Origin of the sequence: Mycobacterium kyogaense (assembly GCF_036946525.1) — a bacterium.
GTDB lineage: Bacteria > Actinomycetota > Actinomycetes > Mycobacteriales > Mycobacteriaceae > Mycobacterium > Mycobacterium kyogaense_A.
Window position 1 is genome coordinate 95,723 of sequence record NZ_JAQIIY010000023.1, and the last position, 15,283, is coordinate 111,005.

Annotated in this window: 3 protein-coding genes; all 3 read right to left on the reverse strand. The window is 72.0% G+C overall.

Annotation, left to right across the window (positions count from 1 at the left end; genetic code table 11):
• Nucleotides 1-25: 25 nt before the first annotated feature.
• From PGN37_RS19830 to PGN37_RS19840, 3 genes are read right to left on the reverse strand one after another with little or no spacing between them, the layout of a single operon-like run.
• On the reverse strand, nucleotides 26-4,459 hold the full coding sequence (locus PGN37_RS19830) for a type I polyketide synthase (RefSeq protein ID WP_335332716.1): 4,434 nt from the start codon (nucleotides 4,457-4,459) through the stop codon (nucleotides 26-28).
• Nucleotides 4,456-9,861, reverse strand: a complete 5,406-nt coding sequence (locus tag PGN37_RS19835) for a type I polyketide synthase (RefSeq protein WP_335332717.1) — start codon at nucleotides 9,859-9,861, stop codon at nucleotides 4,456-4,458. Before PGN37_RS19835 ends, PGN37_RS19830 begins: the two co-directional genes overlap by 4 nt.
• Nucleotides 9,861-15,278, reverse strand: coding sequence for a type I polyketide synthase (locus tag PGN37_RS19840; protein ID WP_335332718.1), 5,418 nt, complete (start codon nucleotides 15,276-15,278; stop codon nucleotides 9,861-9,863). Before PGN37_RS19840 ends, PGN37_RS19835 begins: the two co-directional genes overlap by 1 nt.
• Nucleotides 15,279-15,283 lie beyond the last annotated feature (5 nt).

The window sequence follows — 15,283 nt, forward strand, 5'->3', positions numbered from 1 at the left end:
GCTCCTCCTGCCCTGTTGAGCCGTGTCACGAGAGATCGACGAGCGCCAGCTCGTCACCGGCCGCATCGGCGTCCTCGGCGGCCAGTGCTTCTCGCGTGATCTCCAGCAGTGCGGTCGAGTAGTGCCGGGCAAAGGATTCCACATCGGTGGGGCCCAGCCGCCGGCTGTCGTACCACCAGTCGGTGTAGAGCACCCCGGCCGAGCGGTAGACCCGCAGCTCCAGCGCATGCCCCAACCCGGGGAGCGCGTCCCGGATCGGCATCGCGGTGTCGGTGTCGAACCGGACCGCCGCGTCCTCGGGCTGTTCGCCGGGCACGTCGGGAATGGTGCCGACGTGGGTGAACAGGATGTCCGCCGAGCGCGTGTCCGACAGCGCCCGTGCAGTCGGCGCGTACAGGTAGCGCAGCAGCCCGTAGCCGATGCCGTAGTGCGGCACCGCCTTGAGCGTCTCCCGCACGTCGTCGAGCAGCGCCGACGCGGCGCTCTGCTGTGCTGCAGGCAGCGCGACGGGGTGCAGCGTGGAGAACCAGCCGACCGTGCGCTGTAGGTCGACATCGGGCTTGAGCACCGAGCGGCCGCGCCCCCCGAGGTCGACGGCCACGGTGCCCTCGCCGACCGTGGCGGCCACGGTCCGGCCCAGGGCGGCCAGCAGGATCTCCTCGACGGGCAGCCGCAGCCGCCGCCGGGTGTCGTCGATCTCGCCGGTCTCGGCGGGCGACAGCGAGGTCGACAGACGGACCAGGTCGTCGGCCCCGGGCCGCTCCGCCGGTTCCGGCGCCGCCACGGTGACCGTGGCCGCGCGGGCGACCTGCAGCCAGTAGTCGCGGCTGTCCAGCACTGCCGGATGGGTGGCAAGCCCGGCGCAGCGCTGCGACCACTCCCGCCACGACGTGGAGACCGGGGCGAGGGTGATCTCCTCCCCCGCCATCCGCTGCGAGAACGCGGTGACCAGATCGGTGAGCAGCACGTCGCGGGAGGTGCCGTCGTCGCCGGGTCCGCTGGCCACCCCGTGCAGGGTCAGCGCCAGCGACGACCGGCCACCGTGCGCGCCCCGCAGGAACGTCGCGGTCAGCGGTGCGGTGAGCAGCTGATGCTCGCGTACCTGCTCGTCCAGCGCCGCCTGCACGGCCTCGCGTTCCTGCGGGCTGCCCGCGGCCGCGCCGTCGGGCAGTGCCTTGACGATCAGCTCGGTGAACTCGCCGGGGTCGGCGATGTGCTGCTCCCACGTGCCGGCCCGCTCCACGAGGTGCACCCGCAGCGCGTCGTGAGCGGCGGTGACAGCGCTCAGCACCGCGCGTACGTCGTCCTCGCCGATGTCGGCGCGCAGGCCCAGCACCACCGGGGTGCGCCAGCGGCCGACGTCACGCAGACCGTGCTCGAGGAAGTACGCCACGTTCGGCGGCACCGGCGGGGTGACGACGTCGTCGAGCGACTGCCGGGCCAGACCGCCCTCCGCGTAACGGGCGGTCAGCACCTTCGCCAGCGACGACACCGTCTGGTTCTCGTAGAGATCCTGCGGGGTGAGGTCCAGCCCGCGGTGCCCCGCCGTCATCGCCACGCTGATCGCGATCAGCGAGTCGCCGCCGATCTCGAAGAAGTTGGCGTTGCGGTCGATGTCAGGCAGGCCGAGGCACTGTGCCCACACCTGCGCCAGCACCGTCTCGACCGACGAGGTACCGCCCGCGGCCGCCGGGGCGACCGCAGGGGCCGCGGCGTCGAGGGTGACCCCGGCGGGTGCGCCGTTCAGCCACGCGGCGTTGGCGTTGTGCTCGACCCAGTGCCGCTGCTTGGCGAACGGATATCCGGGCAGCGTGACCAGCTGCGGCTCGGCGTCTTCGCTGGACCCTTGGGTCCATCCCGGCGTCCAGTCGACGTCCACACCGGCGGCCCACAGCTGGCCCAGCCCGAGCAGGAACGTGTCGCCGTCACTGCGGTTCTGCGCCTGATGACGCATCAGCCGCACCGCGCGGTGTCGTTCCGACCAGCGCGGGTGCCTGCCGGCCGACGAGGTCAGCGTGCCGCCGGGACCGACCTCGACGAGCACCCGGTCCGGGGCGGACAGCAGCAGGTCGAGTTCGTCGGCGAACCGCACCGTGGCCCGGATCTGACGCGCCCACGTGTTCGGGTTGGTGGCCTCGGCCGCCGACATCGTCGTGCCGGTGATGTTGGACAGCAACGGGATTCGCGGCTCATTCAGCGTCACACCGGAGAGGAAGGAGCTGAACTCGGCCACCACCGGGTCCATCAGCCGCGAGTGGAACGCGTGCGAGGTGCGCACCCGCCGCGCGGCGACGCCCTTCTCGGCCAGCGCGGCCTGGAACGTGCGGATCGCCTCGTCGCTGCCGGCCACCACGCAGCTGCCCGGGTCGTTGATGGTCGCGACGTCGACGTCACCGGTCAGGTACTCGGCGACGGCCTGCGGGCTCAACGGGACCGCGACCATGACGCCGCGCGGGGCGGCATGCATCAGCTGCGCACGCTTGGCGACGACCTTGATCGCGGTGTCGAGGTCGAACACCCCGGCGATGGTCGCGGCCGCGTACTCGCCGATGCTGTGGCCCGCCATGATCGCGGGCTCCACACCGTGGGACTGGACCAGCCTGGCCAGCGCGTACTCGACGGTGAACAGCGCCGGCTGCGCGCGGTCGGTGTGCTCGAGGTTGCGGCCCACGCCGTCGAAGATCTCGGCGCGCAGGTCGTACCCCATGAGCTCGTTGAACCCGGCCACGCACTCGTCGAAGTGGCGGGCGAACACCGGCTCGGTGTCGTAGAGACCGCGGGCCATCCCGATGTGCTGAGCGCCCTGGCCCGGGAACAGGAACGCCACCCGGTCGCCGGACTCCTCGGCATCGGTGACCCCTTGGCCCTCGAAGACGTTGTCCGTCTCGGCCGCCGACAGCACGGTCGCGGCGTTGGCCTGGTCGTGCACCACCGCGGCCAGCCGGAACGGATCCTTGCGGCGCCGGGTCAGCGTGTAGGCGGCGTCGGGCAGGCTGACCTCGTCGCTGGCGGCCAGTTCGGTGGCCAATGCCGCGCGGGCCTGCGCCAGCGCCTCCTGCGTGCGGGCCGAGAGCACCAGCACCTGCGGCTTCGCGCTGGGCGTCGGAGCGGCTGTGTACGGCGCCTCCTCGAGCACGATGTGGGCGTTGGTGCCGCCCACGCCGAACGAGCTGACGCCGGCGCGGCGGATCCCGTCGGATTCCCACGGGCCGTCGGTGGTGCGGATCCGGAACGGCCCGCGGTCGATGTGCAGCTCGGGGTTGGGGCTGGTGTAGTGCAGCGTCGCCGGGATCGCCTTGTGCTCCAGGCACAGGATCGCCTTGATCAGGCCCGCGATACCGGCCGCGGTCTCCAGGTGGCCGATGTTGGACTTGACCGAGCCCAGATAGCAGGGCGCGCTGCGGGTCTCCTCGGCCAGCTCGAACGCCTGACGCAGGCCCTCCACCTCGATCGGATCCCCGAGCGGGGTGCCGGTGCCGTGCGTCTCGACGTAGGTGATCGACGAGGCGTCCACCCCGGCGATCGCGTGGGCCTCGGCGATGACCTCGGCCTGGCCCAGCGCATTCGGGGCCGCGTAGGTCATCTTCGTGGCGCCGTCGTTGTTCAGCGCCGACCCGCGGATCACCGCGTGGATGTGGTCCCCGTCGTCGATCGCGTCGGCCAGCGCCTTGAGCACCACCACGCCGACACCGCTGGCGAAGATCGTGCCGTCCGACCGCACGTCGAACGGCCGGCACTGCCCCGTCGGGGACACCATCGCGCCCTGCTCGTACCAGTAGCCGACGTGGTGTGGGATGCGCAGCGACGAGCCGCCGGCCAGCGCGATGTCGCACTCGCCGTTGAGGATCGACTGGCACGCCAGGTGGACCGCCACCAGCGACGACGAGCACGCCGTGGCCACCGACAACGCCGGGCCGCGGAAGTCGAACTGGTGCGCCACCCGGGTGGCCAGGTGGTCCTTGTCGTTCTGCAGGCTCAGGTTCACCATCTCGAAGCTGGCGCCCTGCCCGATCACCATCATCGGGTCGAAGTTCGACATCAGGTTGTGCAGCAGGTAACCGCTGGAGCTGCTGGTGCCGAACACACCGACCGTGGACTCCAGACCCTGGGGGTCGTAGCCGGCGTCCTCGAGCGCGTGGAACACCGCCTGCAGGAACAGCCGGTGCTGCGGATCGAGCATCCGCGCCGCGTACGGCGTGAACCCGAAGAAGTCCGCGTCGAACTCCTCGATGCCTGGCATCAGCCCGGCCCGGCGGACGTACCCGCGGTTGCCGAGCGCGCGTTCGGTCACGCCGTTGGCGAGCAGATCGCCCTCCGACAGGTCGACGATCGACTCCACCCCGGCGCGCAGATTGCGCCAGAACGCCGACACCGACTCCGCGCCGGGGAACTTCCCGGCCATGCCGATGACGGCGATCGCGTTGTCCGGGAGCTCCTCGCCGGCGGTACTGCTCGTCACGATCGTGGTCCTACCTTTCGCCGCGATGCGGCACGTTGACGCGCGGCGGCGCGCTGCTGGGCGCGCTCACGCAGGGCGTTGGGACGCTCGGCGGACTCCTGCTCCTCCAGGCCGAGCTGACGGATCAGATCCACCGCGAGGTCGGTCAGCGACGCGCCCTGCAGCAGCAGCGCGACGGGCGGCTCCACGCCGAAGTCACCGCGGATCGTGTTGCGCATCCGCACCGCCATCAGCGAGTCGAGCCCCAGCTCGGTCAGCGGCTGCGCGACGTCGACCGCGCTGTCGTCGGAATACCCCATGATGGCCGAGATCCGCCGGCGCAACCGGGCCACGACGACGCGGTGCACCTCGGCGGCGTCCATCGTCTTGAGCGCCTCGGCGCCGCCCCAGTCCTCGTCGATGTCGTCGGTCTGCAGCTCGCCCACCATGTCGGTGAAGAAACCGATCTGGTGGATCTCCGGGAACGCCGCCGCCGCACGGTCCAGCCGCAGCCGGGCGATGCCCACCCGCGCCAAGCCCGCCGCCATCACACCGCCGAGCGCGTCGACGCCCTCGGCCGGGCTGATCGGATCGAGCACCGAGAAGCGCAGCGTGCTGGCCAGACCCACGTCGGCCCACTGACCCCAGTTGACCGCGATGGCCGGCAACCCGGCCGCCTGCCGCGCCGACACCAGGCCGTCGAGCCAGGCGTTGGCGGCGGCGTAGGCCGCCTGCCCGGGCGAACCGAGCAGCGACACGATCGAGCTGAAGCCGACCCACCAGTCCAGGTCCTTGCCGACGGTGGCCTCGTGCAGACGCAGCGCACCGGTGGCCTTCGGCGCCCAGATGGTGTCGAGGCTCTCGCGGGTCATGCCGACGAAGATCTCGTCCTCGAGGACCGCGGCCGAGTGGATGAGCCCGCGCATCGGCTTGCCCGTCTCCTCGGCGGCCGCGACCAGGCGCTCGGCCGTTCCCGAGTCGGCGATGTCGCCGGTGACGACCGCGATCTCGCAGCGCTGCGACAGCGTGTCGAGTTCGGCGGCCACCTCCTCGGACGGGCCCTTGCGGCCGTTGAGCACGAGCCGGCCCGCGCCGTGGCCGACCAGCCAGCGGACCACGGCCATGCCGACGCCGCCGAGTGCGCCGGTGACGACGTAGCTGCCGTCGTGACGGACGGTGAGTTGCCCCGGCGTGGCCGGCAGCGCCGCGCGGGCGAGCCGCTCGACCAGGCGGGTGCCGCCGCGCCACGCGACGACGTCGTCAGCCGAGCCGCTCTCGATCTCGGTGCTCAACGCGCCGGCCGGATCGTCGGCCCCGGTGTCGAGCAGCGTGGTCTTCAGGTCGGGATGCTCGTAGGCCAGCACCCGGACCAGCCCCTTGAGGCTGTTGGCGGCCGGGTTTCCGGGGCCGTCGGAGTTTTTCGAGGGTGCGGTCACCAGACCGCCGCGGGTCACCAGCCACAAGCGGGGTGCCTTGCCGTGCCAGCTGCCGACGATCGCCCGCACCGTGCCCGCCACGCCCCAGATCACGTCGCGGGCGTGCGCCAGACCGGCGGCCAAATCGGTGCTGTCGGAACCGAAGTCGCAGAACACGATCACGCCGGCCGGCGGCAGATCGGGGTCGGCGGTCGCGGTCGCGAACGCCTCCCGCACCGCGGACTCGTCGCCGAGGTCCGCGATGACGACCCGTCGGGTCGCGCCGCCGAACCGCTCGGCGAACTCCTGCGCGGCAATCTGGCCCGCCGCGCCGTCGGCCAACGCGAGCCAGCTCCCCGCGACCGCCTGGGCGGCCGGGGCGGCGGACTCGACCCAGCGGGAGTCGAAGATCTTCTGCGACAACGGAAGCGGCACCGTGCGGCGCTGGATGCGCTTGAGGTGCACGTCGTCGACCCGGGCCAGCACGGAACCCGTGTCGTCGGTCAGCGTGACCCGGCCCGTCGCGTCACCGCTGTCGGCGACACTGACCAGTTCGGCGCGGCAGTGCGCCCGCCGGCCCACCTCGGCGAACACCCGGATCGTGCCGAAGCCGACCGGCAGATAGGTGTCCTCACCGGAGTCCGCCAGCGTCGCATCGCTCATCGCGGCGGCCAGGCCCTGCAGTGCCGCGTCGAGCAGCACCGGGTGCAGGGTGATTCCGCGCTGCGGGGTCACCGACTCCGGCAGCTCGATCTCGGTGTCGGCGGCGTCGGCGGAGCGGGCGATGCGGGTCAGCGCCTGGAACGCCGGGCCGTGGTGCGCGCCGGTGCGGCGCAGTGCGGTGTAGAAATCCGACGGCGACACCGGCGTGCCACCCGCGGCAGGCAGCACCTTGGCCGGCGTCTCGGGGTCGGCCGCGGAGACGGTGCCGACCGCGTGCCGGGTCCAGCCGCCCGCCTCCGAGCGGGAGTGGATCTCGACCAGCGACACCCCGTCCTCGCCGGTGCTCACCTGGGTGGTGAGCTTCGTCTGCGGATCGAGGGGCAGCATCGCCTCGACCTCGACCGAGACGGCCACGCCGGTGGCGGGCCGGCCGAGGGCCTCCTGGGCGGCGGCGAACGCGATCTCGGCGAAGCCCGCGCCCGGCATGACGGGCAGGCCGTGCACGACGTGGTCGGCCAGCCACGGATGCGCGTCGGTGCCGGCGTCGGACTGCCAGACGTGACCGTTGCCCGACGGCAGCTCGACGTGCACACCGAGCAACGGATGCGCGCCGGCGTACTGCGGAGCCCCGGCACGGTCGCTGAGCCAGAACGGCACGTGCTGCCACGCCGTCGGCGGGACGTCGACGAGCCGGCCCGCCGCACCCTCGGCGCTGACCGCAGGCGGACGGACCGCCCCGAGCTGCGCATGGAAGGCCAGCGTCTCGGGGGTGTCCCGGTTGACCGTGGACCCGACGTGGAAGCGCTTGCTGACCGACTGCGCGGCCAGCGTGTCGCTGATCGCGTGGGACAGCAGCGGATGGGGGCTGATCTCGATGAACGCGCTGTTCTCGGCGCTGGCCTCGTGTACGGCCTGGCTGAACCGGACCGGGTTGCGCAGGTTGGCCGCCCAGTAGTCCGCGGTGTACATGGGCGCATCGCCGGTGTAGGCCACCGTGGAGATCAGCGGGATCTTCGGGGCGGCCGGCTTCAACGACGCCAATGCCTCCCGCAGCTCCGGCAGCACCGGGTCGATGGTCGGGTGGTGCGATGCGACGTCCACCTCGACGCGGCGGGCCAGCCGGCCCTGCCCGTCGACCGTGGCGACGAGCTCGTCGACCTGCTCAGGCGGGCCGGCGATGACGACCTGCTTCGGCGAGGCGTACACCGCGATCGTCACGTCCGGCTTGTCGGCGATCAGCTTCTCCGCCGCGGCGGGGTCGAGCTCCAGCAGCGCCATCGCCCCCTGCCCGGACAACCGCTTCATCAACCGGGTGCGGGTGGCGATGATGTCGAAACCCTCGGCAGGAGTGAGTACTCCGGCGACGACGGCGGCGGTGGCCTCCCCCATCGAGTGGCCGATCACCGCATCGGGTTCCACGCCGTAGGAGCGCCACAGCTCGGTCAGCGCCAGCTGCATGCCCACCAGCACCGGCTGGATGCGGTCGATGCCGACGACCGGCTCCCCGGCCTCCAGGGTCTGGCGCAGCGAGAAGCCGACCTTGTCGACGAACGCGGGTTCCAGCTCGTCGACGGCCTTCGCGAACGCGGGCTCCTCGGCCAGCAGAGTCTTGCCCATCCCGGCCCACTGAGCGCCCTGCCCGGAGTACAGGAAGACGGTGCCCTTCCCGAGGCGGGCGTCATGGGCGGCGATCACACCGGGCGCGGGCTGACCGGCGGCCAGCGCGCGCAGACCGGTGACGGCCTCGTCGTGGGTGCGGGCGCACACCGTGGCGATGGTCGAGTAGCGGCTGCGGTGATGGTTGACGGTGTAGGCCACGTCGGTCAGCGGCACCGAGGCGCCGTCGCCGGCCAGCCAGTCGGCCAGTGACTGCGCCGAGGCCGCCAGCCGCGCGGGGGTCTTTCCCGACACCACGAGCGTCGTGACCGCCGGGGACGGGGCGACGGCTGCGGGTGCCGTTTCCGGGCCCTGCTCCAGCACGATGTGGGCGTTGGTGCCGCTGAAGCCGAACGACGACACCGCGGCGCGGCGCGGGTGGTCGCTGGCCGGCCACGCCGTCGCCTCGGTCGGCACGTAGAGGCGTGTCGGCTTCGGGTCGATCTGCGGGTTCCACTTCTCGAAGTTCAGGTTTGGCGCGATCGTGCCGTGCGCCAGCGTCAGCACGGTCTTGATGAACCCGGCCACTCCGGCGGCCGCCTCGAGGTGGCCCATGTTGGTCTTCACGGTGCCCAGCGCGCAGGGCACGTCGCCCTTGCCGTAGATCGCGGCCAGCGCGTCGAACTCGATCGGATCGCCCAGAGCCGTTCCGGTGCCATGGCATTCGACGTAGTCGACGGTGCCCGCGGCGACGTCGGCGGACTTCAGTGCCCGGGTGAGCACGTCGCGCTGAGCCGGGGCATTGGGTGCGGTAAGCCCGTTGGACCGGCCGTCCTGGTTGACCGCCGAGCCGCGGACCACGCCGAGCACCCGGTCGCCGTCGCGCACCGCATCGGTGAGGCGCTTGAGCACCACGACCCCGGCGCCCTCGCCGCGCACGAACCCGTCGGCGCGTGAATCGAAGGCATAGCAGTGCCCGTGCGGGGAGAGCATGCCCCACTTGGCAAGGGCCAGTTGAGTTTCCGGGCGAAGATTCAGGTTGACGCCACCGGCGAGCGCGAGGTCGCTTTCGCGCATCCGCAGGCTCTGGCAGGCCAGGTGGATCGACACCAGCGACGACGAGCACGCGGTGTCGACGGCCACCGCCGGACCTTTGAGGCCCAGCAGATAGGCGATGCGGCCCACGGTGACGCTGTGGGCGTTGCCGGTCGCCGAGTAGGCGTCGATCGCGTCGGCGTTCTCCGGCGAGGCGTTGTGGTACTCGCTGTAGTAGACGCCGAGCATCACTGCGGCACGGGTCTCACCCAGCTGATCGGGGGCGTAACCGGCGTGCTCCAGCGCTTCCCAGGCCACCTCGAGGGCGACCCGCTGCTGCGGATCCATCGACATCGCCTCGCGTGGGGTGATGCCGAAGAAGTCGGCGTCGAAGCCGGTGATGTCGTTCAGGTAGGCGCCCCATTTGGTGGGCATCCGGCCCGGCACGCTCATGTCGGTGTCGTAGAACGCCTCGGCGTCCCAGCGGTCGGCGGGCACCACGGAGACCGCGTCGGTGCCGCTCTCCAGCAGCTTCCAGAAGCTGTCGGGTCCGGTGACCCCGCCGGGGAGCCGGCACCCGATGCCGACGACGGCGATCGGCTCGGCCCCGGTGACCCGCGAGGCTTTCTCGAACTGCTCGGCCAGCTTGTCCCGCTGCTCGGCGGACATTCCCGAGATGCGGTCGAAAGTCGTTTTCGGTTTAGGGGTCGTCATCAGATGGTGCCCTCACTGCCGGCGTTGGCCGACTCGACGGAAGATTCGATGCTGTCGAAGAGGTCATCGAGGCTGAACTCGTCGGAGTCGTCGCCCGCATCGGGCTCCTCCTCGGGTTCGGCGGCGGCAGCATTCTGCATCGGCGCGAGCAGCTCGGCCACGAACTCCGACAGCTGCGCGATCGACGGATGGTTCCACAGCATGGTCGCGGACAGGTCGATCCGGACCAGTGCTTTCGCGTCGCGCAGCAGGTTCATCGCCATCATCGAGTCCAGGCCCAGCTCCGGGAACGCCGACTCGACGTCGACCGCCGTCTCGGGCATGCCGAGCTCGCGGGCCAGGATGGCGCGCAGACGCACCCGCAGTGCCTCCACCGTCTCCTTGCCCGACATCGTCGACCAATCGATGAATTCGGTTGCAGCGGTTGCGGTGTCGCTGGTCGCCGGAGCGGGTGCCGACTCCACCGGCGCGAACGTCAATCCGCGCACGTCGACCCAGACGGTGCCGTCGGGGCCGGTGACCAGTGCGTCGACGACCAGAGCTGCCCCGTCGCCGCCGCGCCGGAACACCTCGATCACGGCGGTGCCTGCCACCGCGTTGTCCGACTCGGCCAGGCTCTCGGCACCGGCGGGCAGCAGCAGTGCGGCGTCGTCGGCGTCGGCGAGGCGCGCGACATGCACCGCGGCGTCGAGCAACGCTGCCGCCGGCGACTCGGTGGCGGGCACCTCGACGGTGCCGCGCGCGCCGGCGGTGGTCGCCGTGGCGTCGGCGACGGTCCAGGTGAACGGCCGGCCCTCCACACCCCACGCGCGCTGCATCTCTTCGATCGCCGCACCGTCGAACACGGTACCGACCGGGGTCTGGTCGCCCTGGGGCGTTCCCTGAGGCGCGGTGGTCAGCGTGGCTCCGGCGTGCCGGGTCCAGCGCTGCGGCGCGGTATCGGGGGCGGGGCTGGACCAGATGGTCAGCGTGTCCCCGTCGGCGACGGCGTGGATCACCGTCGGGGTGTCGGCGAGGATCGGATACTCGAACCGGACGTCGCCGGGGACCTTCGCAGTTTCGGAGCCGCCGCCGACGCTCTCGGCCACGGCCGACAGTGTCTGCAGCACCACCGACACGGGTACCACCTCGACGCCGCGCACCCGGTGCGCGTTCGACCAGGTGCGCTCCCCGGGCAGCAGCCGCGCCCGCCACAGGTGCTCGTGATCGGACGACTCGACCGGCTCGCCGAGCACCGTGCCCCACTGGGCAGCGGCGAGAGCCGACAGATCGGCGTCCTCGGCCGGCCCGGCGATCAGGCGGTCGAGCACCTTGACCGCGGCGCGCATGCGGTAGGCCTCGGCCAGCCGCGGCCAGTCGGCGCCGGCGAGCACGATCTGCGTGCCGGCCTGCGGGCTCAGCACCGCCGGCAGCATGCGGATCGCGACGTCGTTGGGCATGGGTTCCAGCCCGGCGGCCTTCATCTGCGGCTGGGCGTCCGACCACGACTTCCACAGACCCCAGTCGACGACCGTGGCCGGCAGGCCCAGCGCGCGCCGCGCATAGGCGAACGCGTCGGCGAACGCGTTGGCCGCCGTGTAGTGCGCGACCGCGCGGGAGCCGAGCAGCCCGGTGATCGACGAGAACAGCACGAAGCGCCGCACCGGCGTGGTCAGCGACAGCTTGTGCAGCACCGCGGCCGCATCGACCTTGGCCCGGAACATCGGCCGCAGGTCGTCGTCGGTCATGTCGGTCAGCAGCGCCTCACCGCCGGCCAAAGAGGCCAGGTAGACGCCGTCCAGCGGCGGAAGATCGCGGCCGAAGCGCTCGAACACCGCGGCCATCGACGCGTCGTCACCGGCGTCGGCGGCCACCTCGACCAGCGTGGTGCCCGAGGCGGCGAGCTCGGCGGTCAGCTCGGCGAGCCCGGTGCCGCGCCGCGACACCGCGACCACGGTCGCCGCACCCATGTCGGCGAGCTGGCGGATCAGGTACGGACCGACGTTGCCGGTGGCGCCGACGACGAGGTGGCTGGTGTTGGCTTCCAACCGGTTCACCGCGACGGCGGGCAGTGCGCGCGGCGCCAGGCGCGGCACCCGCCGCTCCCCTGCCCGGTAGACCACCTGGTCGTCGCGGTCGGTGCCGGTGACGGAAGCTTCGGCGCGCAGGTAGGCGCCCAGCAGCTCGGGGGGCAGCGTCTCGTCGACGTCGATGAGCCCGCCCCAGAACTCGGCGTGCTCCAGCGCCAGCGTGCGTCCCATCCCCCACAGCACCGCGTGCGCCGGGTTGGCCCGATCCCCCTCGGTGACCGGCTGGGCATTGCGGGTGACCACGAAAAGCCGTGGCGCTGAACCCATTCCGGCGAGCGCGACGACGATGCGGCGCAGCTCGTCGAACATCTGATACGCCGCAGCCGCGTCGAAACGCTGCGCCGGAACCGCGGGTGCGTAGACCACGACCTCGGCGGAGCCGACCCCGTCGACCTCGTCGAGCCGGAGTGCTCGCGCACCCAGCGCCGCCGCGAGCTCGGTGTCCTCGGACACGACAGCGATGGTGGCGTCGGAACGCTCGCTGCCCAGATCGCGCACCGGCCAGGTCAGCTCGTGCAGCCACTCGTGGTGGCCGCCCTCGGCGCGGGCAGCCGGGGCCTCTGCTGGCCCACTGGCGGCCGCCCGCATCGCCTGCGTCTGGATCCAGTGGTGCGCGTGGTGCCACGGCGTGGTCGGGATCTGCACGCGCGAACCGGCACGCGACGGCGTCTTCGGCGGCCGCGTCGTGTGGGTGGCGTTCAAGTTGGTGCGGAAGGTCAGCGTGTCATTGGCGTCGCGCTGCAGCGTGGCGATGCTGTGGTGATGCTGGCCAGCAAGCGTGTCCTTGATCGCGTACCCCAGCAGCGGATGCGGGCTCACCTCGACGAACACCGAGTGATCGGCGCCGGCGGTGGCGACGGCGCGGGCGAACCGTACCGGGTTGCGCAGGTTGGCGACCCAGTGGTCGGCGTCGAAGACGTTCGTCCCGTCGGTCGGCCTGCCGTCGGTGGTGACGAGCACCGGGATGGTCGGCGTCCGGGGCGTCAGCGTGGCCAGCTCGGTCCGCAGCTCGCCGAGGATCGGATCGATGATCGGGTGGTGCGAGGCCACGTCGACCTCGACGCGACGGGCCAGCTTGTCCTGCGCATCGACGACCGCGACGGCGGCGTCGACCTGGTCCGGCGGGCCGGCGATCACGGTCTGATTCGGTGAGGCGTACACCGCGACCGTCAGCCCGTCGTACCCGGCGATCAGTTCCTCGGCGGCCGCGGCGTCGAGCTCGAGCAGCGCCATCGCGCCCTGCCCGGACAGCCGCTTCATCAGCCGCGACCGGGTCGAGATCACTTTCAGTCCGTCGGCCGGGCTCAGCGCCCCCGCGACGACGGCGGCGGTCACCTCACCCATCGAGTGCCCGATCACCGCGTCGGGGACGACGCCGTAGGAGCGCCACAGCGCGGTCAGCGCCAGCTGCACACCCACCAGCACCGGCTGGATGCGGTCGATCCCGACGACGGTCTCCCCCGATTCCAGCGTCTGGCGCAGCGAGAAGCCGGCCTGAGCCACGAAATCGGGTTCCAGCTCGTCGACCGCCGCGGCGAACGCGGGCTCCTCGGTCAGCAGGCGGCGACCCATGCCGGCCCACTGCGAGCCCTGCCCGGAGTAGAGGAACACCGTGCCGGGCTTGGCGCCGGAACCGCACGCGCCCTCGTGGACGGGCACCACACCGGGTGCGGGATAGCCCTCGGCGAGGGCGCGCAGCCCAGCGACGGCCTGGGCGCGATCGGTCGCGGCGACCGTGGCGAAGCGAGGGTGCTGGGCGCGGCGGTGGTTCAGCGTCTCGGCGACGTCGGCCAGGCTGACCTGCTCGGCAGCCGGGCTACCCAGCCAGTCGGCGAGCGCGCCGGCCAGCGACGCCACCCGAGCCGGCGTCTTGCCGGTGACGACCAGGGTGCTGACGGGCGGTTCCGGTTGAGGCGCAACCGATTCGGTCTCGGGGGCCTGCTCCAGCACGATGTGGGCGTTGGTGCCGCTGACCCCGAACGAGGACACCGCGGCGCGACGCGGCCCATCGTGGACCGGCCACGGCGTCGGCTCGGCGGCGATGTGGAATTTCTTCGCGCCCTCGCCGGCCTGCGGGGTCAGCGCCGAGAAATGCAGCATCTTCGGAATGAACCCGTGCTGCAGGCTCAGCACGGTCTTGATGAACCCGGTGACGCCGGCCGCGGACTCCAGGTGGCCGAGGTTGGTCTTCACCGAGCCCAGCACCAGCGGCGCCGCGTCCTTGCGGTCGCCGTAGACGGCCGAGAGCGCGTCGAGTTCGATCGGGTCACCCAGCCCGGTGCCGGTGCCGTGCGCCTCGACGTAGTCGACAGCGGACGGGTCCAGCCGCGCGGAGCGCAGCGCGGTACGCATCAGCTCTTGCTGGGCGGGCCCGTTGGGCACGGTCTGGCCGCTGCTGGCGCCGTCCTGGTTGACCGCTGACCCGCGCACGATCGCGAGCACGCGGTCGCCGTCACGCTGGGCGTCGGAGAGGCGCTTGAGCACCACGACACCGCAGCCCTCGCTGCGTACGTAGCCGTCGGCGTCGGCGTCGAACGTCGCGCACCGGCCGGTCGGCGACAGCATGCCCCAGCGGGAGCACGCGATGTTGTTCTCGGGGCTCAGGATCAGGTTCACCCCGGCAGCCAGGGCGTGGTCGCTCTCGCCGCGGCGCAGGCTCTGGCAGGCCAGGTGGATCGACACCAGCGACGACGAGCATGCGGTGTCGCTGACCACGGCCGGACCGCGCACGCCGAGGAAGTACGAGAGCCGGCCGGCCGCGAAGTTCGGCGCGTTGCCGAACGGGATGTAGGGGTCGATCTCCTCGGGCTCCAGCTTGCCGATCACCGAGCGGAAGTAGTCGTTGGCGGTCAGGCCGACGAACACGCCGGTCGACGAGCCGCGCAGGCTGCGGGGGCTGATGTTGGCGTTCTCCAACGCCTCGACCGCGACCTCCATCAGCAGCCGCTGCTGAGGATCCATGCCCGCGGCTTCGCGCGGGGAGATCGAGAAGAACTCCGCGTCGAACTCGTCGGGCTTCCAGGTGGTGAGGAAGCCGCCCTCGCGGTTGCAGATCGTGCCGGGCACGCTGTGGTCCGGCGAGTAGTACTGGTCGGCGTCCCAGCGGTCGGCCGGCACCCGGATCACGCCGTTGCCGCCGTCGAGCAGGAACTGCCAGAACTGATCGGCGTCGGCGACGCCGCCCGGCAAGCGCGCGCCGATACCGACGACGGCGATCGGCTCGGTCTCGGCCTTCTCGGCCGCGGCCAGCTTCGCGGTCAGATCGTCGATCTTGCGCAGCGCCTCGGTGATGATGGCCCGACGGTCCGGCGCGGCACCCGAACCGGGCGATCCTGAGCTTGCGGTCATCACAC